Annotated in this window: 20 protein-coding genes; 14 read left to right on the top strand and 6 right to left on the bottom strand. The window is 68.5% G+C overall.

Annotated features, from left to right (window positions below; genetic code table 11):
* The first annotated feature begins 87 nt into the window (after window positions 1-87).
* A complete protein-coding gene (locus D7Y11_RS11960; RefSeq protein WP_121752984.1) occupies window positions 88-612 on the top strand; it encodes a GNAT family N-acetyltransferase in 525 nt (174 codons plus the stop codon).
* A 179-nt stretch (window positions 613-791) separates the two neighbouring features.
* Window positions 792-2,021: an AAA family ATPase gene (locus D7Y11_RS11955; RefSeq protein ID WP_126933751.1), complete on the top strand. Its 1,230-nt coding sequence runs from the start codon at window positions 792-794 to the stop codon at window positions 2,019-2,021.
* 15 nt (window positions 2,022-2,036) lie between these two features.
* Here D7Y11_RS11955 and D7Y11_RS11950 read toward each other — a convergent pair whose 3' ends face one another.
* The 4 genes from D7Y11_RS11950 to D7Y11_RS11935 form a co-directional block, all read right to left on the bottom strand.
* On the bottom strand, window positions 2,037-2,783 hold the full coding sequence (locus tag D7Y11_RS11950; protein ID WP_126933750.1) for a hypothetical protein: 747 nt from the start codon (window positions 2,781-2,783) through the stop codon (window positions 2,037-2,039).
* Entirely contained in the window at window positions 2,780-3,274 is a 495-nt protein-coding gene (locus tag D7Y11_RS11945) for a hypothetical protein (RefSeq protein WP_126933749.1), read from the bottom strand. The genes D7Y11_RS11950 and D7Y11_RS11945 overlap by 4 nt, the downstream gene beginning before the upstream one ends.
* Window positions 3,190-4,518 carry a PilZ domain-containing protein gene (locus D7Y11_RS11940; protein WP_126933748.1) on the bottom strand — a complete coding sequence of 443 codons (1,329 nt, stop codon included), beginning with the start codon at window positions 4,516-4,518 and terminating at the stop codon, window positions 3,190-3,192. Before D7Y11_RS11940 ends, D7Y11_RS11945 begins: the two co-directional genes overlap by 85 nt.
* A 149-nt stretch (window positions 4,519-4,667) precedes the next feature.
* Window positions 4,668-5,384, bottom strand: coding sequence for a hypothetical protein (locus D7Y11_RS11935; protein WP_120575807.1), 717 nt, complete (start codon window positions 5,382-5,384; stop codon window positions 4,668-4,670).
* A 285-nt stretch (window positions 5,385-5,669) separates the two neighbouring features.
* Here D7Y11_RS11935 and D7Y11_RS11930 point away from each other — a divergent pair, with 285 nt between their 5' ends.
* The 11 genes from D7Y11_RS11930 (at window position 5,670) to D7Y11_RS11880 (ending at window position 17,138) form a co-directional block, all read left to right on the top strand.
* Window positions 5,670-6,323 carry a hypothetical protein gene (locus D7Y11_RS11930; RefSeq protein ID WP_120575806.1) on the top strand — a complete coding sequence of 218 codons (654 nt, stop codon included), beginning with the start codon at window positions 5,670-5,672 and terminating at the stop codon, window positions 6,321-6,323.
* Window positions 6,324-6,534: 211 nt separating this feature from the next.
* The gene (locus tag D7Y11_RS11925) at window positions 6,535-6,975 is read left to right on the top strand and encodes a hypothetical protein (protein ID WP_120575805.1); all 441 of its coding nucleotides are present in this window, start codon (window positions 6,535-6,537) and stop codon (window positions 6,973-6,975) included.
* Between the two features lie 180 nt (window positions 6,976-7,155).
* A complete protein-coding gene (gene mmsA, locus D7Y11_RS11920; protein WP_126933747.1) occupies window positions 7,156-8,640 on the top strand; it encodes a CoA-acylating methylmalonate-semialdehyde dehydrogenase in 1,485 nt (494 codons plus the stop codon).
* Between the two features lie 70 nt (window positions 8,641-8,710).
* Window positions 8,711-9,964 (top strand): GTP cyclohydrolase II, encoded by a 1,254-nt coding sequence (locus tag D7Y11_RS11915; protein WP_120575804.1) that lies wholly within the window; start codon window positions 8,711-8,713, stop codon window positions 9,962-9,964.
* The gene (locus D7Y11_RS11910; protein WP_120575803.1) at window positions 9,957-11,165 is read left to right on the top strand and encodes a URC4/urg3 family protein; all 1,209 of its coding nucleotides are present in this window, start codon (window positions 9,957-9,959) and stop codon (window positions 11,163-11,165) included. The genes D7Y11_RS11915 and D7Y11_RS11910 overlap by 8 nt, the downstream gene beginning before the upstream one ends.
* Before the next feature lie 23 nt (window positions 11,166-11,188).
* On the top strand, window positions 11,189-11,833 hold the full coding sequence (upp, locus tag D7Y11_RS11905; RefSeq protein WP_120575802.1) for a uracil phosphoribosyltransferase: 645 nt from the start codon (window positions 11,189-11,191) through the stop codon (window positions 11,831-11,833).
* A 55-nt stretch (window positions 11,834-11,888) separates the two neighbouring features.
* Window positions 11,889-12,662 carry a serine protease gene (locus tag D7Y11_RS11900; protein ID WP_158624362.1) on the top strand — a complete coding sequence of 258 codons (774 nt, stop codon included), beginning with the start codon at window positions 11,889-11,891 and terminating at the stop codon, window positions 12,660-12,662.
* 107 nt (window positions 12,663-12,769) lie between these two features.
* Window positions 12,770-14,173 carry a hypothetical protein gene (locus D7Y11_RS11895; RefSeq protein WP_126933746.1) on the top strand — a complete coding sequence of 468 codons (1,404 nt, stop codon included), beginning with the start codon at window positions 12,770-12,772 and terminating at the stop codon, window positions 14,171-14,173.
* 63 nt (window positions 14,174-14,236) lie between these two features.
* A complete protein-coding gene (locus D7Y11_RS11890; RefSeq protein WP_121752977.1) occupies window positions 14,237-14,995 on the top strand; it encodes a trans-aconitate 2-methyltransferase in 759 nt (252 codons plus the stop codon).
* Window positions 14,995-16,284, top strand: coding sequence for a CapA family protein (locus D7Y11_RS11885; protein ID WP_121752976.1), 1,290 nt, complete (start codon window positions 14,995-14,997; stop codon window positions 16,282-16,284). The genes D7Y11_RS11890 and D7Y11_RS11885 overlap by 1 nt, the downstream gene beginning before the upstream one ends.
* Window positions 16,285-16,412: 128 nt before the next feature.
* On the top strand, window positions 16,413-17,138 hold the full coding sequence (locus D7Y11_RS11880; RefSeq protein WP_121752975.1) for a carbonic anhydrase: 726 nt from the start codon (window positions 16,413-16,415) through the stop codon (window positions 17,136-17,138).
* Between the two features lie 6 nt (window positions 17,139-17,144).
* Here the strand turns inward: D7Y11_RS11880 and D7Y11_RS11875 are convergent, their stop codons facing one another.
* Window positions 17,145-18,431 (bottom strand): chloride channel protein, encoded by a 1,287-nt coding sequence (locus tag D7Y11_RS11875; RefSeq protein ID WP_121752974.1) that lies wholly within the window; start codon window positions 18,429-18,431, stop codon window positions 17,145-17,147.
* Between the two features lie 227 nt (window positions 18,432-18,658).
* Here D7Y11_RS11875 and D7Y11_RS11870 point away from each other — a divergent pair, with 227 nt between their 5' ends.
* Window positions 18,659-19,744, top strand: coding sequence for an SGNH/GDSL hydrolase family protein (locus tag D7Y11_RS11870; protein ID WP_120575795.1), 1,086 nt, complete (start codon window positions 18,659-18,661; stop codon window positions 19,742-19,744).
* A gap of 565 nt (window positions 19,745-20,309) precedes the next feature.
* On the opposite strand, the gene D7Y11_RS44245 is transcribed toward D7Y11_RS11870, so the two are convergent.
* On the bottom strand, window positions 20,310-20,659 hold a 350-nt coding region (locus D7Y11_RS44245), incomplete at its 5' end, for a hypothetical protein (protein WP_233607264.1).

Below are 20,659 nucleotides of genomic sequence, written 5' to 3'. Positions count from 1 at the left end.
GCCCGTGTCGGACGGGGGAGGTACAACGCTGGCTGCCTGCCCGGAAGCGCCGCGCGGGCTCCGGGGCGTCATGCTAGAGGGCGGCGCATGAGCACGGACGTGGTGAAGCGAGCCGTCATCCGCGAGGCGCGGCCCGAGGACGACAAGGCAATTGGCGACCTGTTGGTGGAGGCCTACGTCACGCAGTACGCGAAGAAGCTGCCGGAGGTCGTCTACTCCGAGGAGCGCAAGGCGTTCCTGCGCGACGTCGCCTCCAAGCGCAAGGTGTGCACCATCATGGTGGCGGAAGTGGACGGAGAGGTCGCGGGCACGGTGGCCCTGTATCCGCCCGGCGCGCCCGGCACAGAAGCTTGGCTGCCCCGCACAGCGGACCTGCGCGCCCTGGCCACGTCGGTGCGCTACCACGGCCAGGGTCTGGCTCAGCCGCTGCTTGCGGAGGCGGAAGTCCTCGCGAAGCGCTGGGGCGTGGACGCCATCTCCCTCCACGTGCGCCAGGGTGCGTTGGGCGTCGCGCGCATGTACCAGCGCCGGGGCTACCAGCGTACGCCGGAGGGCGACATGGACCGCCGTCCGGACGTGTTCCTGGAAGCGTACCTGCTGCCCCTGAAGTGACGCATGTCAGGCGGGAACGCGTTCATCCGTGGATTGCGCATCCCGTCTGACGCCGGAGGGTCCGCGAACGCTCGCGTGACCCGGGCACCGGAAGGGATCGCGCGCCGGAGTCGTGGCGTGCGCCCTGCCCCGGAAGGGGCGCCGGTCGGTACGCCGACCCCCACCCCGGTGTTCCCATCATGATGATTCCCATTCCCGAGCAGTCGCTCGTGCTGCTCCTGGGCCCATCCGGCTCCGGCAAGTCCACCCTCGCGAACGCGCACTTCCTCCCCGAGGACGTGCTGCCCGGCACGGGCAATGAAACGAAGCTCCACGACGAGGTGGCGCGAAGGCTCGCGAAGGGCACGCTCACCGTCATCGACGGCGTCCCGCTCAGTGCCGAGTCACGTCGTCACTACGTGACCCTGGCGCGCGAGCACCACGTCGCCCTGGTCGCGGTGGCCATGGACACGCCGGAGACGCTCTGTCTGGAGCGCAACCGCACGCGCTCCGGGGCGCACGCCAGTCCCCGAGCCCTGCGCAACCAGGTGCAGCAGCTGCAGAACGCGCTGAAGGGGCTGACGAAGGAAGGCATCCGGCACGTGCACGTGCTCACGCCGGAGACGGCGGGCGCGGTGGCCTTCGAGCACCGCCCCCTGCCATGCCACCGCCAGGACGAGCACGGCCCCTTCGACATCATCGGAGACATCCACGGATGCTTCGACGAGCTGAAGGCCCTGCTGACAGAGCTGGGCTACACGGTCGCGCCGCGAGCGGACGGCAGCCCCGGCTTCGACGTGAGTACGCCCCACGGGCGCAAGGTCGTGTTCCTGGGCGACCTGGTGGACCGAGGGCCGGGCGTGACGGACGTGTTGCGCCTGGTGATGGGAATGGTCGAGGCGGGCACCGCGCTGTGCGCGCCGGGCAATCACGAAATCAAGTTGCTCAAGAAGCTGCGTGGCAAGGACGTGCGAGTGGCGCGCGGGCTCGCGATGACGCTGGAGCAGCTGGAACGTGAGCCGCCCGGATTCTCCCATGCGGTCGCAGACTTCATCGAAGCCCGCTCGCCACACTACGTCCTGGACGATGGCCACCTCGTGGTGGCGCACGCGGGCCTGAAGGAGTCCATGCACGGCCGGGACACCCCGGAGGTGCGCGACTTCGCCCTCTACGGAGAGACCACCGGCGAGGCGGATGCCTACGGCCTGCCGGTGCGAGCCGACTGGGCCCGGGACTACCGGGGACCGGCGACGGTCGTGTACGGCCACACCCCTGTCACGGAATCCGAATGGGTGAACAACACCCTCTGCGTGGACACGGGCTGTGTGTTCGGAGGGAAGCTGACCGCGCTGCGCTATCCGGAGCGACAGCTCGTCTCCGTGCCCGCGCAGCGCGAGTACTGGAAGTCACGGAGCCACGCGGCTCCGTGACCCTCCGGGAAGACGTCAGGCCGCCGCCGCGGTGACGCCGCCTACACTCCGGCGCGCCGCCTCCATGCAGTCGTCCAGGAAGCGCAGGTAGCAGTCCAGCCCGCGCGAGCCGAACGCCGCCAGCCGCCGGCCTTCCTCGGGATGGGTGCTCAGCATCCCCTCCATCATCCGCTCGTTGAGCGCGGTGTGGCCCACGTCCACCTCCGCGTGCTCGCGTAGGAAGGTGAGCGTGTCCAGCGTCCCCTGTCCCAACACCTCGCGCACGCGCGCCAGGATGCGAGGCACCAGCACCACCGCGAGGTAGCCCACCTCGTACTCGATGGCCGCCTGGCCCAGCGGCAGGTCGCCGGTGATGGCCTCGTCGTGCACCTGCCGGTACTCGCGCATGGCGGCCGTGGGCGCCTGGGCGACCAGTGCATCCGCGTCCAGCTTCTGCGAGTGGCTCGCGTTCCACTGCGCCGTCAGCACGCGAGCGTCCTGGAGGGTCATCAGGTGATGGCCGGCCTCGTGCTTCGCGTGGGTGATGAGCTGCCGGCCCACCTTCTCCTGGCCCAGCGCGATGCAGCGCTCACCGGCGCCGCGGATCCATCCGTCCACGGGCTCGGTCATGTACGCGCCCCGGGCGGACCACTCGATGAGGAAGCGCGCCATCAGGTCCGGAGTGATGTCCGGCGACAGGAGCGTGCGCACGACAGCGTCCGTCTCCAGGCGGGCGCGGGCTTCCACGGCGTGCGGCAGGTACTGCGTCTGGATGAGGCTCATGACAGCTCCTTCTGGGGGTGGGAGCGCGGACGGGGTGCAGTCTGCTCGTGGATGTGCTCCAGGAACTCGGGAGCGAGGTCTGCGGGGATGAGCCACAGGGAGGGCTTCGCGTCGGGAGCGGCGTCGTGCAGACCCGAGGCCTCCACGTCACCAGCCTCTTCAGCGAGGAAGGTGAACCCGTCGCGGGCCCGGTCCGCGAACCAGCGGCGAGCCCCATCCATCAGCGCCGGATAGGCCTGCCGAGCACGAAGCGACAGCGCGAACACCCGCACGGAGTCCAGCAGCCCGAAGGGATTGGTACCGGGAGGCCCCGACTCCAAAACGGCCACCGCCACCGGCTTCGCACCCTCACGAGCAACCAGCAGGTGCCGCTCGCGCGCCAGGCCCACCGCCTGCCAGGCCCGCGTCACATCCCGCAGGTCCAGCGTCTCCAGGCGCAGGTCCAACGCCTCGGCGTAGCAGGCAGGGCGGGTGAGGGCGATCCGCTCCACGAGCAGCCGCCGCTCCGCCTCCGTCGCGGGCCCCAGCTCCAAACCCACCGGCGGCAGGCAGGGGGATGGCCACACTCGACGTCAATCATTCGCATCGGCAGCATCAGCGTCCGTCCCGTCGCCGCCATGCGGTCCGCGAAGCCCACGTGCGAGCGGTACGTGAAGGGCACGGTCGATTCGATGTACGCCGCGAACCACCGGAACCCGTTGTCCCGCTGCGCGTGCTCCACGCAGTGCACGTACAGCTCGCGCAGCATCTGACCCTTGAGGCGCTCGAACCGAGTGGCGTCCTGGCGCCGAGCCAGTTGGTGCACCATCCACACGGAGCGGTAGGGCTTCATCACGGAGAGCGTCGCCTCCACGCCGCGCTCGGAAGGCCACACCACCTCGGTGAGGACTGAGCCCATCGAACCGGCCTGGCGGCCCAACTCGACGAAGCTCCGCCGCCGCGACTCGAAGTCCTCCGCGGACCTGCCCGCCAGGTTGAAGTAGCCGGAGTCGATGAACAGCCGCCACTGCTCCTCCACCCGCGCGCCATCGGTACACGTCGTCGGATGAAGGGCCCGAGCCACCAGCGCCTGCCAGCGCTCCGAGTCCTCGGCGGTCAGCGGAGTCACCAGGAGCCCGCATTGGAGTTCCCCATCGGCGCGGTCCAACACATGGCGCACCTCCCCGCGCAGCGACAGGACCTCACCCGCCGCCGTGCGCAGCTCGATGGGCTGGAGCACCCGGCCCGGCGAAAGACGTTCCCCAGCGCCCATCCGCAGCGCCATTCCGTGCAGGGACACATCCACCGCGTCACGTTCCCGGCCCAGCCATCCCGGCAGCGGCAGACGCAGTCGCAGGTCCGAAGGCGCGGGAGCACGCCGATGCGCCCGGCGACGCACCTGGATCACCTGTCGAGGCAGCGGCGTCACCCACGTCCCCTGCTCCGCCGGCTCACCGGACAGGAGCATCCGGTAGACGCAGCCATGGCCGAACACCTCCACCTCCCAGGCGTCCGCGCCCGGATCCACCGTCAGCCCGGACCAGTGGAGGACTCCACCTTCCAACTCCAGCGTCTCCAGCCGCAGCAGCGACGCCGCGTCTCCCCGTCGCAGCAGGGCGGGCGAGCCCATCGCGGCGGCGGTGGCGAGGATGACGCGGATGCGTTCGGAGTCGGTGACGTCCCACCGCACCTCCCATTCCTGGGCCGGTGCCTCGGACAACGGACGCAGCTGTGCGCGAGCGAAAGGCGCTCCCACGGTGGACTCTCCAGATGAATGACGTCGGGGGGCGCGCGAATCCTCCGGGGCTCCCGTGGATCCGCGCTTGAACGGGATACGCAACCGGACCTTGGGTCTGGTCGTTCAATCCCGCCGGAAGCCCTCCTCATCCGAAGGTCACGGGTGGGTCACTTCGATGGAGCCGGCCCCGGCGCGCTCCCGGCGGTCGTCGGCGTGCCGCCCGTGAGACGGAAGATCCGGTGGGGAGAAAGGATGAACTTCCGCTCCGGGCCCTGCGTCTTCAGGGTCCACGCCGCACGCCGGGGAGGGGTGTTCAGCAGCCGCGCCAGCACGGCCCGCGCGGGCTCCCGGGTCACGGCTTCCAGGGTGACCCGGCTCTCCAACGGAAGCCCGGCCGTGCTCCCCAGCTCGACCTGCGTCCCGCTCTGCTTCGAGACCTCCGCGCAGAGGAGCCGGAGGATCTCTCCCAGGGAGCGCTCCTGGCGGGGCAGGGTGAGGGGCGTCTCCAGTGGAGAGCCCTGCTCGGGCGTGACGTGCCAGAGTCCTCCCGCCTGCACCAACCGGAAGCGCGGGGCCTCCTTCCCGGCCTGCTGCGCGAGCAGCCGCGTGAGGACCTCCTCCTGGAGTTTGGCATCCGTCCGGGTGGCGTCCGTGACGGCATAGGTCAGGGTGATGGAGCCCTTCGGCGCGGGCCTGTCGGGCGGCTCCTCATAGGTGATGCCCCACCCCTCGCGGGTCTCCAACTGCTTCACCGCGGCGGCGAGCGGCTGGGGCACGTCCTGGACGGTGAGCTGGACCTCCTCGCTCCAGGCAGTCCTTCCAGCAATGCAGACAGACAGCAGCATGGCGGCGCGAATCCCAGACTTCATCATGGACAGGGGCATGGACTGACTCCTTTTGGGTGAAAGATTAGCAATCGCTATGCCGTCTGGAACCCACTGGGATTCCTCGCGGATGGGGTGCCTCCCCGCCTGGGACCGCGACAGTTTGTCATGGTGCGCCCCAGAAGCCTGTCAGATGTGCCCCCAGGCGCCGCGCCGGCTCCCGGAATGCCTTTCCGGCCTCAATCGAAAATCCATACGCAGATGGTAAATTCAGGAAAGATATTGAAAAGCTTTGAGCCCATTTGGTGGAGGTTGGGAATCACTGACAAGTGGGAGGGATTGCCAATGAAGCGGTTGCTGACCGTCGTTGCCTCGATGTGCATGCTGCTGGGTTCCACGACTGTCCTCGCGGAGGGGCCGGAGTCCGGGAGTGGGACGTCGTCGCGGAAGGAGGGGATGGCGGCGCGTGCCCAGGCGCTGCTCGCTCGCATCCAGGCGGAGGGGCTCGTCTCCGTGACCCTGAGGGCCCAGGACCCCGTGGACGTAGGGTTGTTGCGGCTGGTGTCCCAGTTCGATGGGACGCTTCCGGGCACGGCGGAGGCCCGGGCGCTGCTCGCGCTCCGTCCCGTGACGGCCCGTCCGTTGTCCATCCTGGCTGGGGGGACGCCGTCCTCGTCCGGGGCGTTGCTGGAGGACATCTATACGGTGACGGTGCGCAACCTCACCTCGGCGGACTGGTTCGACATCGTCGTCTTCTACAAGCGGGTCGGCCTGTCGGGCGTCGTCTACCTGGAGGCCTTCGATGTGCAGCCGAACGCCGCGCCGGTCTTCCAGATGGGGGTCTGCTCCCAGATGGAGAGCTACGTGGTGGGCTTCTTCATCGGGGATGACCTGGTGGCGCAGATCCCCTCCTCGGGCAACATGACGCCGACGCTGGCGAGCATCTACAACCCGTCGGACATCGAGCCCTGCGCGGACTCGTGGTCCATCGCGGACTGAGGCCGCGGGCCCTGGATGGGTGATGGGCGGCGGCACGCGCTACACAGGTGCCGCCGCGCTTCCCGGGCAAAGGGAGTGCGTCCACCGGACACTCCCCCCCTCACGCCAAGGCACTGAAGCCAAGAAACCTCCTGGGTTTCATGTGACAGAAGAGTGCCCCCACGGTGGGAAACGTGCGGATGCCCCGGGTCGGGCTTACCTTGCGGGACCCATGTCCCTCCGCAAGGACTTCATCGAGCGCGCCGCCGAGCAGTTCGCCGCCGCCATCGCCAGCATCCTCAAGGCCCGGAAGGAGAAGCGGTATGGGGACGCACGCAACCACATCCGCGACACCGCCCTCACCGTGCTGGGCATGGAGTACGGCGCGCTCATCCTCGCGGACGCCGAGTCCACCTCGCGCCTGCTCGGCACCGCCTCGCGCGCGCGCATGCTCGCGAAGCTGGTGCGCGAGGACGGCGAGTTGATGCGCGAGCAGGGAGACCCGCTCACCGCGGACTCGCGCTTCCTGCTGTCGCTGGAGCTGTACCTGGAGGCCATCTCGCTCGGCCTCAACCCGGACACCGAGGACGCCACCGCCATCGCGGAGCTGCGCACCCTCACGGACACCTCCGCGCTGTCGGAGCGGCACCAGCGGATGCTCTCCCAGGCCTGACGAGGCGCGGCGCGCACGTTCGCGCACCCGTGCATCGGTCGGGTTTGCGACAGAGCAACATGGGGAGATCCATTGCTTCCGATCAAGCAATGACACGGTGACGCGCCCCGCCTTGCCCTGGCTTCCGGCTTTGCGTCTATCCTTGCCGCCCATTTGTCACGCAACACCGGGGGGGTGCGCGTGTCCTTTGTTCGGTTACCCGAGAGCGTGGTCTCTTGTCGCAACCTCGTGGGCGGAGAGTGGGTCTCTCCGTCCGGAGCGTCCGCGCAGGATGTTCGCAGTCCCTATACCGGCGCGCTCATCGGCCGGGTGCCGCTGACGACCGCGTCTGGTGTCGCCCAGGCCGTGGAGGCCGCGAAGGCCGCCGCGCAAGGCTGGCGCGTCACCCCGCTGCGCGAGCGCACCCAATTCCTGCAACGCTTCCGCACGCTGCTGGAGACGCACCTGGAAAGGCTCGCGCACCTGGCCGCGAGCGAATCCGGCAAGACGGTGGCGGAGGGCCGCGCGGGCCTGCTCAAGGGCATGGAGGTCTGTGATTTCGCCCTGTCGCTCCAGAACCTGGACAGCGGCGCGCACCTGGAGGTGAGCCGAGGCGTCACCTGCGAATACCGCCGCGAGCCCCTGGGCGTCGTCGCCGGCATCACGCCGTTCAACTTCCCAGCGATGGTGCCCCTGTGGCTGTTCCCCATCGCCGTCACGGTGGGCAACGCCTTCATCCTCAAGCCGTCGGAGAAGGTGCCGCTCACCGCGACCGCCATGGGTGAGCTGATGGTGGAGGCCGGCTATCCGCCGGGCGTCTTCTCCGTGGTGCACGGCGCGAAGCCCGCGGTGGACGCGCTGCTGGAGCACCCGGATGTGAAGGCCCTGGCCTTCGTGGGCTCGTCCCCGGTCGCGCGGCACGTCTACGTGGAGGGCAGCCGCCACGGCAAGCGCGTGCTGGCGCTGGGCGGCGCGAAGAACCACCTCATCGTCGTGCCGGACGCGGACCCGGAGCTCACGCCGCAGGCGGTGGTGGACTCGTTCACCGGCTGCGCGGGCCAGCGCTGCATGGCGGCCAGCGTGATGCTCGCGGTGGGAGACGTGCAGCCGCTGGTGGACGACATCCTCCGGCGAGCCTCGCGCCTGGAGGTCGGCCCGGGCATGGGAGCGCTCATCGACCGGGGCGCGGTGGATCGGCTGGAGACGGCCATCGCCAAGGCCCAGGCGGACGGGGCGCGAGTGCTCCTGGACGGGCGAGGTAAGAGGCCCGCGGGCGAGGCGTACGCGAACGGCCACTGGCTGGGGCCCACGGTGTTGGACAACGTGCGCCCGGACATGGAGGCCGCGAGGCGCGAGCTGTTCGGCCCGGTGCTGTCCATCGTGAGGGTGCCCACGTTGTCAGCGGCGCTCGCGGTGGAGAACGCGTCGCCCTATGGCAACGCGGCGTCCATCTTCACCACCAACGGCGCGGTGGCGCAGTCGGTGGTGGAGGGCGCCAGGGCCGGCATGGTGGGCGTGAACGTGGGCGTGCCGGTACCGCGCGAGCCCTTCTCCTTCGGAGGCACGGGCGAGTCGAAGTTCGGCCACGGGGACATCACGGGACCGTCGAGCCTCGACTTCTGGAGCCAGCTCAAGAAGGTGACGCGCAAGTGGTCCGCGCGCACCGACGGCTCGTGGATGAGCTGACGCCGAGCGTCGGCGTCTTTCCATTCCCAGACATCATTCCTCTCCCGCGCCCCCCAAGGAGGGTGCACCCATGGCTGACAAGAAGCCCGTCAATCACATCCGTCTTACGTCCCATCCCGACGGGCAGGCGCCCGGAGTCCCCCTGCGCTGGGGCGAGTCGGAGCCGCTGCGCCGGGGCCCGGTGGTGGCCACGCTCTCCGACCCCGCGAGCCGAAACGTCATCGGCACGCACTCGGGTGCGTACTCCATCTACCGGGCGCTGGCGGTATCCGCGGGCAAGCTGCCGCAGGACCACAAGGCGGACCTGACCAACACCTCGCCGGCGGCGCAGGTGGGCCCGCATCCGGGGTGGAGCGACCCCAAGCGCATCGTGTCGCTGGACCCCTGGGGCGCGGTGGCATCGCAGGTGTTCCGGGCCTACGCCGAGCAGGGCGTGGACTACCGGCCCACCATCGCCGTCACCCGGGCCCACATCAACATGCCGGAGGTGCGCGAGGCCATGGCCGCCGGGCGCCTCAAGGTGGACGGCGACCTCGTCGCTGCCAACGGTGACGTGAAGGTCGTGAAGGCCGCGGTGGAGCCCGTCTGGTACCTGCCCGGCATCGCCGAACGCTTCGGTCTCACGGAGGGCGCGCTGCGCCGCGGCCTCTTCGAGCACACCGGAGGCATGTACCCGGAGCTCATCACCCGCCCGGACCTGCACGTCTTCCTGCCGCCCATCGGCGGTCTATCGTTGTATGTGTTTGGAGACATCACCTCGCTCGCGGACCGGAACGTGCCGCTGGCGGCGCGGGTGCATGACGAGTGCAACGGCTCGGACGTCTTCGGCAGCGACATCTGCACCTGCCGGCCCTACCTGGTGCACGGCATCGAGGAGTGCGTGCGGATGGCGCAGCAGGGCGGGGTGGGGCTCATCGTCTACCACCGCAAGGAGGGCCGCGCGCTGGGCGAGGTGACCAAGTTCCTCGTCTACAACGCACGCAAGCGCCAGGAGGGCGGAGACTCCGCGGCCACGTACTTCCACCGCACGGAGTGCGTGGCGGGCGTGCAGGACATGCGCTTCCAGGAGTTGATGCCGGACGTGCTGCACTGGCTGGGCATCACGCGCATCCACCGCTTCATCTCCATGAGCGACATGAAGCACGACGCCATCGTGCGCTCGGGCATCGAGATTCTCGAGCGGGTGCCCATCCCGGACGGACTCATCCCCGCCGACGCGAAGGTGGAGATGGAGGCGAAGAAGGCCGCGGGCTACTTCACGCGAGGGCCGGTGGCGGATGCGGGGGAGCTGGCGCAGGTGAAGGGACGGGACCTCGATGCTTGACGCGATCCGGGTACAGGAGGTGTCCCCGACGGTGGCGTGGCTGCGCAGCCCGGCGGCCATCCGCGAGCGCTGTCATCAGGTGTTGGACCTGGGGCTCGCCGGCCGGCTGGAGTACTTCCGGGTGGAGCCGTCCCGGTTGCCCACGGTGGTGGACCGGGTGCTGGCGGTGACGCACGAGGCGTACCCCCGGCTGGACATCCCGGTGCACAGCCGCTGGAGGCACTTCGACGCGGGAGGAGTGCCCAGGCTCGCGCAACTGGAGGCGAAGCTGGCCCCGCTGCCGCCGGAGGAACGAGCCAGGGCGAAGGTGGACCTGGGCGTGGTGAGCGTGCTGCTGGACGCGGGCAGCGGACCCGCGTGGCGCTACCAGGAACCCGGAGGCGCGTCCTACGTGCGCTCGGAGGGACTGGCGGTGGCGTCGCTGCGCATGTTCATGGCGGGCGGCTTCTCGTCGGATCCGGACCGGCCGCTGCGAGCGGACGCGGAGGCCCTGGGCCGCATGACGCGCGAGCAATTGGAGCGAGGCTTCCAGGTGTCGGAGTCCAATCCGCTCCTGGGAGTGGAAGGCCGCCTGCACCTCATGCAGGCGCTGTCGCGAGTGCTGCCCAGGCCGGGGTCGCTGTTCGACATGCTGGCCGCGCATCGCCGCAGCGTGCGAGCGGCGGAGGTGCTGGGCACGCTGCTGGAGGTGCTGGGCCCCATCTGGCCGGGTCGCACGACGGTGGACGGAGTGAACCTGGGGGACGTGTGGCCGCATCCGGCGCTCGGGCCGCCAGGAAGCGCGGACGCGCTGGTGCCCTTCCACAAGTTGTCCCAGTGGCTGGCGTACTCGCTGGTGGAGCCGCTGGCGGAAGCAGGCGTGACGGTGACGGAGCTGGACGCGCTCACCGGCCTGCCGGAGTACCGCAACGGAGGCCTCTTCGTGGACCTGGGTGTGCTGGTGCCGCAGGACCCGCGCCTGACGACGGAGGTCTACGGCCCGGGTGACCCGCCCATCGTGGAGTGGAGGGCGCTGACGGTGGCGCTGCTGGACCGGGTGGCCGCGCTGGTGCGAGGGCGTCTGGAATTGAGCGCGGAGGAGTTGCCTCTGGCCAAGGTGCTCCAGGGCGGCACCTGGACGGCGGGGCGCCGGGTGGCGGCGGAGCTGCGCCCGGGAGGCGTGCCGCCCATCCGCATCCGCAGTGACGGCACGGTGTTCTGAAACCCATACAAGGACGGCGACACATGGACTTCCCGAACTGCACGGTGGTGGATCACCCGCTGGTGAAGCACAAGCTGACGGTGATGCGCAGGACGGATACGAGCACGGCGTCCTTCCGGGCGCTGCTGGAGGAGATCTCCCTCATGCTCGGGTACGAGGCGCTGCGAGACCTGAAGCTGCGCGAGGAGGAGATTGAAACGCCCATGGCGCGCACCACGGGCTGGGCGCTGGACGGCAAGAAGCTGGTGCTGGTGCCCATCCTGAGAGCGGGGCAGGGCATCCTGGACGGCCTGCTCCAACTGGTCCCCTCCGCGCGAGTAGGCCACATCGGCCTGTACCGCGACCCGGAGTCCCTGAGCGCGGTGGAGTACTACTACCGCGTGCCCGCCAACCTGGAGGACCGCGACGTCATCGTCTGCGACCCGATGCTCGCGACAGGCAACTCCGCGGTGGCGGCACTCCAGCGAGTGAAGCGAAGCCGCCCGGGCTCATTGCGTTTCGTGTGTCTGCTCGCGTGTCCGGAGGGCCTGACGAACCTGCGCGAGCACCACCCCGACGTGCGAGTCTTCACCGCCGCCATCGACGAGAAGCTGGACTCGCACGGCTACATCCTGCCCGGCCTGGGCGACGCGGGAGACCGCCTCTTCGGCACGAAGTCGGTGGACTGACTAGTCGCGATTTGCTGGATTGACGGTGAGGCATGAATCCTTCATGTCTCACCGCATGAAGACATCCCGTTTCGCGTCCGCGTTGATGGCATTGGGGTTCCTCGCCTGTGGTGGAGAGCTGGATGAGGTAGCGGTCCCCGGCGTCCAGACCCAGGAGCTCATCGGCGGAAGCCTCGCTGCCCGGTACGAGCTGCCCCACCAGGTGCGCCTCCACGTGACGGGCGCATTCACCTGCGGAGGCACGCTCCTCCGGGCCGGCTGGGTGGTGACGGCCGCCCACTGCGTCGAGGGCGTCACCCCCGCCTCCATGCGCATCTACGCGGGAGACCTGCGGCTGGGCTCGGTGGAGGCGGACGAGCAGTACCGAGCGGTGTCGCGCAAGGTGATGCACCCGTCCTACGACGGGTCGGTCCACGACGTCGCGCTCCTCCAACTCGCCCAGCCCTTCAATCTCTCACCGGCGGTGCGGACGCTGACGCTGCCGGATGCGCCCGCGCCCCTGGGTGCGCCGTACGTCGCGAGCGGCTGGGGCCGCACCCAGACCGCGCCCACCTCCGATGCGCTCAAGCGAGTGAGCCTGAGCATCACCTCCACGGCCACCTGCCGAGACATGGTGGGAAGCGACTACGTCAACGGCGCGGTGCTGTGCACGGCGCCGAGCGCCACCGCCAACGTCTGCACGAAGGATGACGGCGGACCCCTGGCCTTCAACGGGAAGTTGTATGGGATTGTGAGCGGGTTCGGCTCCAACCAGTGCAACACCTTCTCCCTGTTCACCAACGTGGCCACGTACACGCCATGGATCCGCTCCGTCATCAACGGGACGTGATGCACCGAGCCACGACGGTTTCACGCCTTGGCTCTTGAGAACTGGGAAAGACGGATTTAAACGTTGAACGGTCTAAACGTTTTTGTCCATTTCCCGGGAGTCCAGGCATGCGCGCGTCGTGGCGGTCCACCCTGATGGCGGTGATGTTGGGCGCGGTCTTCGCGGAAGGAGTGGAGGCGGCGGAGCCCGGCACGCAGCATTGGACGGAGAATCTTTCCGCCGGAGCAGGCACGTCGGAGCTCGTGGGGACGCGAGACGGGCTGCTCTACGAACCCAACGCCGTGATGCGCCGTCCCGAAGGCCTGAGCCGGCTCACGGGCCTCTTCGAGTTCCCGGTGCGCACGCTCGATCAGCCCGTGGACACCTTCCGTCCCCAGGTCCAGGCGGCGGTAGGCCTGGGGCAGGGCGTCGAAGTGGACGTACGCGTGAGAACCCCCGGAGGAGCCTGGAGCGAATGGCGCACCGCCACGGGAGACGAAGCCGTACGCCTGCCCCGCTCGGGCACGGAGGTGCAGGTGCGCCTCGCGCTCATCGCGGACGAGCGAGGCCGCGGTCCCGTGGTCCAGACGGTGGGCCTGGAGGGCTGGCGCGAAGGAGGCACGGAGGAGGGGCTCCAGACGCTCGCGCCGCTGACCTACCGCGTCTACGCCACCCGCGAGGGCCTGGTGGGCGGCACGACGGCGAACGGCCACGTCATCAAGACCAACGACCGCTTCGTGGCGCTGCCGTCGCGGCGAGGGCTCGCGTCGAACGGAGGCTCCGAATACCAGGTGCGCGTCTGTTATTCGAAGACGGCGAAGTGCGCGACGACGTCCGTCTGGGACGTGGGCCCGTGGAACACGAAGGACGACTACTGGAACCCGTCCAGCGTGCGCGAGATGTGGAAGACGCTGCCGCAGGGCAAGCCGGAGGCGCAGGCGGCATACCAGGACAACTTCAACGGCGGGTTGGACCAGTTCGGTCGCCGGCCGGCGAACCCCGCGGGCATCGACCTCGCGGACGGGACGTTCTGGTTGGACCTGGGGATGTCGAACAACGACTGGGTGGACGTGACGTACCTGTGGACGTCCGGCGGAGGTTCGTCGACGGGGCTGGTCATCGACAGCAACAACGCGAACAACGACCAGTCCAAGGGCTACATCCAGCTCACGGGCACCAGCTGGGCGTCCTCCACGAACGTGGCGGGCTACTACGGCACCAGCTACCTGGTGTCCCCGGGAGCAGCGGTGTCGGAGCCTGCGACGTTCTGGTTCTACATGGCCGCGGCGGGAACGAAGACGGTGGACGCGTGGTGGACGGCGGCGAGCGACCGCTCCACGGTCGCGCCCTTCATCGTCACGAACGCATCCGGCACGCAGCTGGCGAACGTGAAGGTGAACCAGACGGTCAACGGCGCAAGGTGGAACACGCTCGGCACGTGGAGCTTCCCGGCGGGGTGGAACAAGGTCCAGCTGAGCCGGTGGGTGACGGCGGGGACCTATGTGGTCGCGGACGCCATCCAGGTCCGTTAGGCCTCATGGACGCACGGGTTGTCCGGGCGGTAGAACGGTGCCCCATCTCCGAGGAAGTCATCCATGGCGTCGTTGCGCACCGTGCTCCCGCCTCCCGTGGAGGAGCCACAGCTCTACACCGACCTTGCCGGCTGGTGGCCGTTGTTCTCGCCACCGGAGGAGTACGGGGAGGAGGCGGAGGACCTGCTCCCCATGTTGCACCCGGAGGAGGGCCCGGCGAGCACGATGCTGGAATTGGGGTCGGGCGGAGGAAGCCTGGCCTTCCACATGAAGAAGCACTTCACGCTGACGCTGACGGACCGCTCGGCGGAGATGGTGGCGGTGAGTCGCAAGGTGAATCCGGAGTGCGAGCACCGCGTGGGGGACATGCGCTCGCTGCGGCTGGGACGCACGTTCGACCGGGTGATGGTGCACGACGCCATCATGTACGCGGTGGATCGCGAGGACGCGCGAGCCACGGTCCATACGGCTGCTGCGCACTGCCGCCCGGGAGGCCGGGTGGTGCTGTTGCCGGACTGCGTGCGTGAGACCTTCGAACCCCTCACCGAGTCCGGAGGCCACGACGGGCCGGACGGGCGAGGAATGCGCTATCTCATGTGGACCTGGGATCCGGATCCGGACGACGAGACCTTCGAGACCGCGTTCGCCTATCTGCTGCGCGAAGCGGACGGAACGGTGAGCATGTCGCAGGAGCGCCACCGCTTCGGTCTGTTCCGGCGTGAAGACTGGCTCGAATGGATGCGAGAGGCCGGCTGTCCCGCGACGACACGCAGGGACCCCTGGAACCGGGAAGTCTTCATCGGGGTGCGGGAGCAGGACTGATGCGAGGGTGGGGGGCCTTGCTGGTGTTCATCCCGCTGTGGGGGATGGCCGCGCCCGCGCGAGTGGAGCTCGTCTTTGGCGGAGACGTGATTCCGCACGGCGAGGTGAAGTCGGTGGCGAAGGCCCACGCGGGCAGTGGAAACCACGAAGGTTGGGACCACGTCTTCGGCCCACTGTCGGACGTGCTGCGAACAGCGGACGTGGGCGTGGTGAACCTGGAGACGCCGGTCACGGCCAACACCAAGGCCTTCACGAAGGAGCTGGTCTTCAACGCGCCCCCATCCATGGTGCAGGCCCTGGTGAACGCCGGAGTGAAGGTGGTGTCCACGGGCAACAACCACGCAAGGGATCAGCACGTGGAAGGCCTGGTGGAGACGCTGCGACACCTGGACGCAGCGGGACTGCGCCACACGGGAACGGGGACGACAAGAGACGCGGCCTGGGAGCCGGTGTTCATGGAGGTGCGAGGCCTCAAGCTGGGCTTCCTCTCCTTCACGAGGAGCCTGAACGGCTTCAGCAACCCGAAGGAATCGGACGCGCCGCACGTGGCGCTGTTGCCCTACCCGGAGCACGCCTCGAGAAGGGGGCTGAAACCGGAGGAAGCACTGGAGCGGGTGCGAGCAGCGGCAGCGAAGTGTGACGCGCTCTTCGTGATGGGGCACTGGGGGCGCGAGTACACGGACACGCCGCACCCGTTGGACAGGGCCCTGGGGCAGTCCTTCCTGGAAGCAGGAGCCTTCGCGGTCATCGGCCACCATCCGCACGTGTTGCAGCCATTGGAGGCGTACACGACGAAGTCCGGGCGCCGGGGTTTCATCGCCTACTCATTGGGCAACCTGGTGGCGAACCAGGCGCGCTTCTACCGTCACGTGAAGGGGCAGCTGGGCAAGGACGGAGACAAGAGAGACACACTGCTCCTGCGAGTCGGAGTGACCAGGGCGGAGCCCGGAGCCCCGGTGTCCCTGGCGGATGTTTCAGTGTTGCCGGTCTGGATTGAAAACAACGCCCAGGGCCGCAAGGCGAAAGCGAAGCGGAACATCCAACCGGTACTCATCGACCGCGAGATTGAAGAGGTATCACGAAGGTTGGCCGCACTGACCCAGCGCACCGAGACGCCCGACAAGGCGACCCGAGCCGAGAAGGCCGCCCTGGAGCAGCGCCTGGCAAGCGCCCGATACCGCCGCGAACGCATCCTGAGGATGCTGCCCGCGGAGTTCCGGGTAGCCACCCCGGAGCTGAGGCGGAGGGACGACAGAGCCGTGGGGCTGGCGGCTCAGACCGTGCCCTGAACCTCAGGTAGGAGGACGTGCGACGGCGGAGTGTCGTGGAGTCCATGGTTTCCGGTCCGCCGCCCTGTTACCCCTGAGGGGCGCTTGGACTCGCGTCCTGGCGTACACCCCACCCCAGGTCACACCCCATGATTCCTCTTCTTCGCACCGCTGCGGCCATCGCGCTGCTGGGCCTCGCCATGCCCGCGCTCGCCGAGGACCCGCATCCAGCCCACCCCGCCGTGAAGCCCGAAGCGCCGCCGGTCACCTTCCACCGGCTGGAGCAGGGCAACCTGCGCTTCACCAAGGGCGTGGCACGCCACCCCGCGCAGACCCTCGCGGTGCGCCACGCGCTGGCCAACGAGCAGCACCCGCACGCCATCGTCGTCACCTGCAGCGACTCGCGAGTGCCCCCGGAGCTCGTCTTCGACCAGGGCCTGGGTGAGCTCTTCGTCGTGCGCGAGGCCGGCAACGAGCTGGAGCCCCTCGTCGTCGCCAGCATCGAGTACGGCGTCGCCAACCTGGGCGTGCGCCTCATTGTCATCATGGGCCACGAGTCCTGCGGCGCCGTGAAGGCGGGTCTCACCATTCCGGACGGCCAGAGCACCGGCTCGCCCAACCTCGACGCGCTCGTCTCCGCCGTGAAGAGCAACCTCATCGACGCCCACCTCACGGACGCGGACAAGCACGACCCCAAGGTGGTGAAGGCCTCGCACGCGAACGTGGACGCCGTCACCCGCCAGCTCACCGAGCGCTCCCAGCTCCTCAAGGCCAAGGTCGACGCGGGCGAACTCGCGGTCGTCTCCGCCATCTACTCGCTGGACACCGGGCACGTGGAGTTCTGGCACACGGAGGGGCTCGTCCCCTCCAAGTAGCGACCGTCAGCGAGGCGCCTCGGATTCCTCCCGGGGCGCCGCGTGCAGGTCGCGCAACGTGACGATACGGTCCAGCAGAGGCCCGCCCAGCTTCTTCCGGGCGATGCGCTGCGACGGATAGATGCCCCGGTGGCCCGTGAGCAGGTACGCCACCGTGGCGACGATGGCCACGTGAGGCAGCACGGAGGCGCCCACCAGCTCCACCGCCATCAGCGACAGCGCAAGCGGCGTATTGGCGGCCGCCGCGAACAGCGCCGCCATGCCCACCGCCGCGCCCAGGTCCACGGGAAGTCCCAACAGCCGAGCGAGGACATTGCCCAGCGCCGCGCCAATGAAGAACAGCGGAGTCACCTCCCCGCCCAGGAAACCCGCGCCCAGCGTCACCACCGTGAACACGAGCTTCCAGGCGAACGTCCCCCAAGGCAGCGACACATCCTCGAACGCGCGAAGGATGCCGGGCACGCCCAGGCCCAGGTAGTCGCTGGTGCCCGCGAGCTTCCAGAGCCCCACCACCCCCAGGCCGCCCAGGGCCATGCGCACGGGAAGCCACGGCACACGGCGCTCCAGGACCCGCTTCAGTCCATGCGTGCCCTCGATGAAGGCCACCGCCACGCCCGCGATGCCCACCGCGAACACCAGCCACTTGCCCAGCACGGGCAACGTCAGCGCCAGCGCCTGAGGCACCGGGTACGCGGTGTGATGGATGCCCAGCCCCTGAGTCACCAGGTCGCCCACGACGGCGGCCGTGAGCGCGGGCAGGAGCGCCTCGTAGCCCAGTCGACCCACGCACACGACCTCCAGCCCGAATACCGTGCCCGCCAGCGGAGTGCCGAACACCGAACCGAAGCCGCCCGCGATGCCCGCCGCCAGCAGCTCGCGCCGGATCTCCGGAGCCACGCGGAAGCGCCAGGCAATCTGGTCCGCCAGGCTCGCGCCCATCTGCACCGCGGTGCCCTCGCGTCCCGCGCTCCCTCCGAACAGGTGCGTGAGCACCGTGCCCAGCAGCACCATGGGCGCCATGCGAAGGGGAATCACCGCGTCGCCCTCATGCACCGTGTCCAGGACCAGGTTGTTGCCGCCCCGGATGGACGCGCCCCACCGGCCGTACACCGCGCCCAGGACGAGTCCCGCCACGGGCAGTGCGTACACCAGCGACTCATGCGCCAGCCGGAACTCCGTGGCCTCCTCCAGCAGCGCCAGGAACACCGCGGACGCCACGCCGCACACGCCCCCCACGATGGCGCCCAACAGCAGCCACTGGCCCAGTGCTCGGGCGCTCCCGGAGATGTTCATGGGCGCACTCCAGTCGTGAAACAACGCGTCAACCGGAAGCGCCGCGTCAGAGAAGGGCGCGCGAAAACACCCCTCTGACGCACCATGGCGGAATTCGTGTTCAACATGGAATACATAGTGCGGAGTTAATTCCGGTCTGCGGAGTGATTCCTGAATCAAAGCCGTGTACCGTGCGCGGCCTCTCCCCATTGCCGGGGCGGGAACCCCCTACCTCTTCAGGAGCCGGTATGTCCGTTCGTCGCAGCGGGCTGTCCCTCGCCGCCGTCCTCGCCGCCACCACCCTCAGTGGCACCGCGCTGGCCAGCACCATCAACCAGAACACGTCGTGGACCATCAACCGCTCGGCGTCGCAGACGTACCGGGTGGTGGCCTACGGCGACTCCATCTTCGCCGGCTACAACGGCGGAATCTCCAGCGTGGGGCGTCGTGCGGCCCCGGTGGTGGAGGGTGAGTACGCGGCGAAGAAGTGGGGCGCCAACGTGGAGGTCATCCGCCGCACGAAGTCCGGCGCGAAGGCGGACGACATCTACAACAACAAGATCGTCTCCGAGCGCTCCTACATGCAGGACGCCAAGACGCGCGTCGTGATGTTCGAGATGTGCGGCAACGACTACCTGCAGGCCCGCAGCGCGTTCACCGACCAGACCGGCACCTGTAACTACAGCGGCCTGCAGAACGCGCTGGCGACCTGCACCACGTACATGGAACGTGGCATGCAGACCATCAACCAGTACGCGACCACCGCCAAGGTGAAGGTCATCTCCAACATCTATTACCCCGGCTATGACGCGGACAACGTGCTGACGGCCTGCACGGACGCGACGACGGGCCAGAAGGTGAACAAGCAGCAGTACTTCCTGCCGCTGCTGGCGCGCAGCAACTGGCGTGCCTGCAACCTGGCGGCGAAGTACGGCTTCAAGTGCTCGGACGCCTTCGCGGAGATGATGGCCTCCGACTACGACCGCAACGGCGACGGCCAGATTGACTCCGAGGCCATTGCGTACCGCGCCGGCGAGACCGAGGACGCCTACGTGCAGCGCATCAGCGTCACCCTGCGCAGCACGCTGCGCGACGCGAACGGCCACCTGGCGAACAGCAGCACCAGCTACGACTACATCCAGTCGGACAACACGCACCCCACGTACACGGGCTCCACCATCAGCGTGAACATCTTCTCCGGCTCCGGTTCCGGCTCCGGAGCGCCGTCCTACACGGACGCCCAGGTCGTCAACGGCAAGAACCCGGACTGGAACAAGTTCGGCCACGAGCGCATGGGCTGGAGCATCTCCACGTTCGACCCCGCGACGCCGTGAGCTGAAGCGGCATCCGTAGGGAGAAAGGGCCTCCGACCTGTCACCGGGTCGGGGGCCTTGTCGTGTCCGTACCGACGGAGCGGCCAGCAGCCCTGTCAGCGGCCAGGCGTTCATGCCTCTATTCGTCGGAGCGCCAATGATCAGGTTCGGCTCAAACGAAGGTTTGACGTCTTCGGCCTGAAGCGTTAGAGAGTGCCCCCTCCGCGACGACCGGCGGGCCCCTGGGCCTCGGAAGGTCAGCGCGGGGGAAGAAAAGGATCGACGAAGGTTGTTGATCCCGAACGCGGCAAAGAGGTAGAAGCCGCGCCCCTCACCTCGAAGCCCGCGCACTGGCGCGGAAGGCACTTCGGGGAGAGAGCAGCACCGAAAAGAAAATAGGGCAGTCAACCAAGCGAGTTGACAGCGAACGCGGCGAAGAGATAGAAGCCGCGCCCCACCGAAGAAGCAGCAGTCCGGAAAGCAACACGACGGACGCAAAGCGGTGAGGAAAGCTGACAGCAAGCGGTTGACAGGGAACGCGGCGCTGAAGTAGAAGCCGCTCCCCTTCGAAAAGAAGCGGCGGAAGTCACTGGACGGCGCCGACGAACTTCGAAGAAGCCTGCAGGACGCAAAAGCGAAGTTGACGCTGACTGCGAACTGAAATAGAAGCTGCAACCCCGCCGGACGAAACAAGCCGGCAAGCAACAAAGTCGCAACAAGCGGCTCGGTCTTTGAAAACCAAATAGCAAGCCCAAGCAGTAATGGATTGCGGAAACCCGCAGTCAATTTTTTGAGGGCGCTTCACCTCAAGAGCAGCGCTGAAAAGCGCAGCGAGAGGGAGGTGCCGACGAATCAGCGAGCCGAGACTCCTTAGCCGGGTCTCGGGGAACGCCGGTTCAAGCAAACCAAGAATACAATTGGAGAGTTTGATCCTGG

Source organism: Corallococcus sp. AB018 (assembly GCF_003986945.1).
Lineage (GTDB): Bacteria > Myxococcota > Myxococcia > Myxococcales > Myxococcaceae > Corallococcus > Corallococcus exiguus.
Note: the sequence above shows the minus strand (reverse complement) of the source record. Positions and strands in the feature narration are given on the sequence as shown.

What these genes read in the sequence shown, in the direction of transcription:
- D7Y11_RS11960 (WP_121752984.1), top strand. Translation starts at nt 88, where the DNA reads ATGAGCACGGACGTGGTGAAGCGAGCCGTCATCCGCGAGGCGCGGCCC.
- D7Y11_RS11955 (WP_126933751.1), top strand. Translation starts at nt 792, where the DNA reads ATGATGATTCCCATTCCCGAGCAGTCGCTCGTGCTGCTCCTGGGCCCA.
- D7Y11_RS11950 (WP_126933750.1), bottom strand. Translation starts at nt 2,783, where the DNA reads ATGAGCCTCATCCAGACGCAGTACCTGCCGCACGCCGTGGAAGCCCGC.
- D7Y11_RS11935 (WP_120575807.1), bottom strand. Translation starts at nt 5,384, where the DNA reads ATGCCCCTGTCCATGATGAAGTCTGGGATTCGCGCCGCCATGCTGCTG.
- D7Y11_RS11930 (WP_120575806.1), top strand. Translation starts at nt 5,670, where the DNA reads ATGAAGCGGTTGCTGACCGTCGTTGCCTCGATGTGCATGCTGCTGGGT.
- D7Y11_RS11925 (WP_120575805.1), top strand. Translation starts at nt 6,535, where the DNA reads ATGTCCCTCCGCAAGGACTTCATCGAGCGCGCCGCCGAGCAGTTCGCC.
- D7Y11_RS11915 (WP_120575804.1), top strand. Translation starts at nt 8,711, where the DNA reads ATGGCTGACAAGAAGCCCGTCAATCACATCCGTCTTACGTCCCATCCC.
- D7Y11_RS11910 (WP_120575803.1), top strand. Translation starts at nt 9,957, where the DNA reads ATGCTTGACGCGATCCGGGTACAGGAGGTGTCCCCGACGGTGGCGTGG.
- upp (WP_120575802.1), top strand. Translation starts at nt 11,189, where the DNA reads ATGGACTTCCCGAACTGCACGGTGGTGGATCACCCGCTGGTGAAGCAC.
- D7Y11_RS11900 (WP_158624362.1), top strand. Translation starts at nt 11,889, where the DNA reads ATGAAGACATCCCGTTTCGCGTCCGCGTTGATGGCATTGGGGTTCCTC.
- D7Y11_RS11895 (WP_126933746.1), top strand. Translation starts at nt 12,770, where the DNA reads ATGCGCGCGTCGTGGCGGTCCACCCTGATGGCGGTGATGTTGGGCGCG.
- D7Y11_RS11890 (WP_121752977.1), top strand. Translation starts at nt 14,237, where the DNA reads ATGGCGTCGTTGCGCACCGTGCTCCCGCCTCCCGTGGAGGAGCCACAG.
- D7Y11_RS11885 (WP_121752976.1), top strand. Translation starts at nt 14,995, where the DNA reads ATGCGAGGGTGGGGGGCCTTGCTGGTGTTCATCCCGCTGTGGGGGATG.
- D7Y11_RS11880 (WP_121752975.1), top strand. Translation starts at nt 16,413, where the DNA reads ATGATTCCTCTTCTTCGCACCGCTGCGGCCATCGCGCTGCTGGGCCTC.
- D7Y11_RS11875 (WP_121752974.1), bottom strand. Translation starts at nt 18,431, where the DNA reads ATGAACATCTCCGGGAGCGCCCGAGCACTGGGCCAGTGGCTGCTGTTG.
- D7Y11_RS11870 (WP_120575795.1), top strand. Translation starts at nt 18,659, where the DNA reads ATGTCCGTTCGTCGCAGCGGGCTGTCCCTCGCCGCCGTCCTCGCCGCC.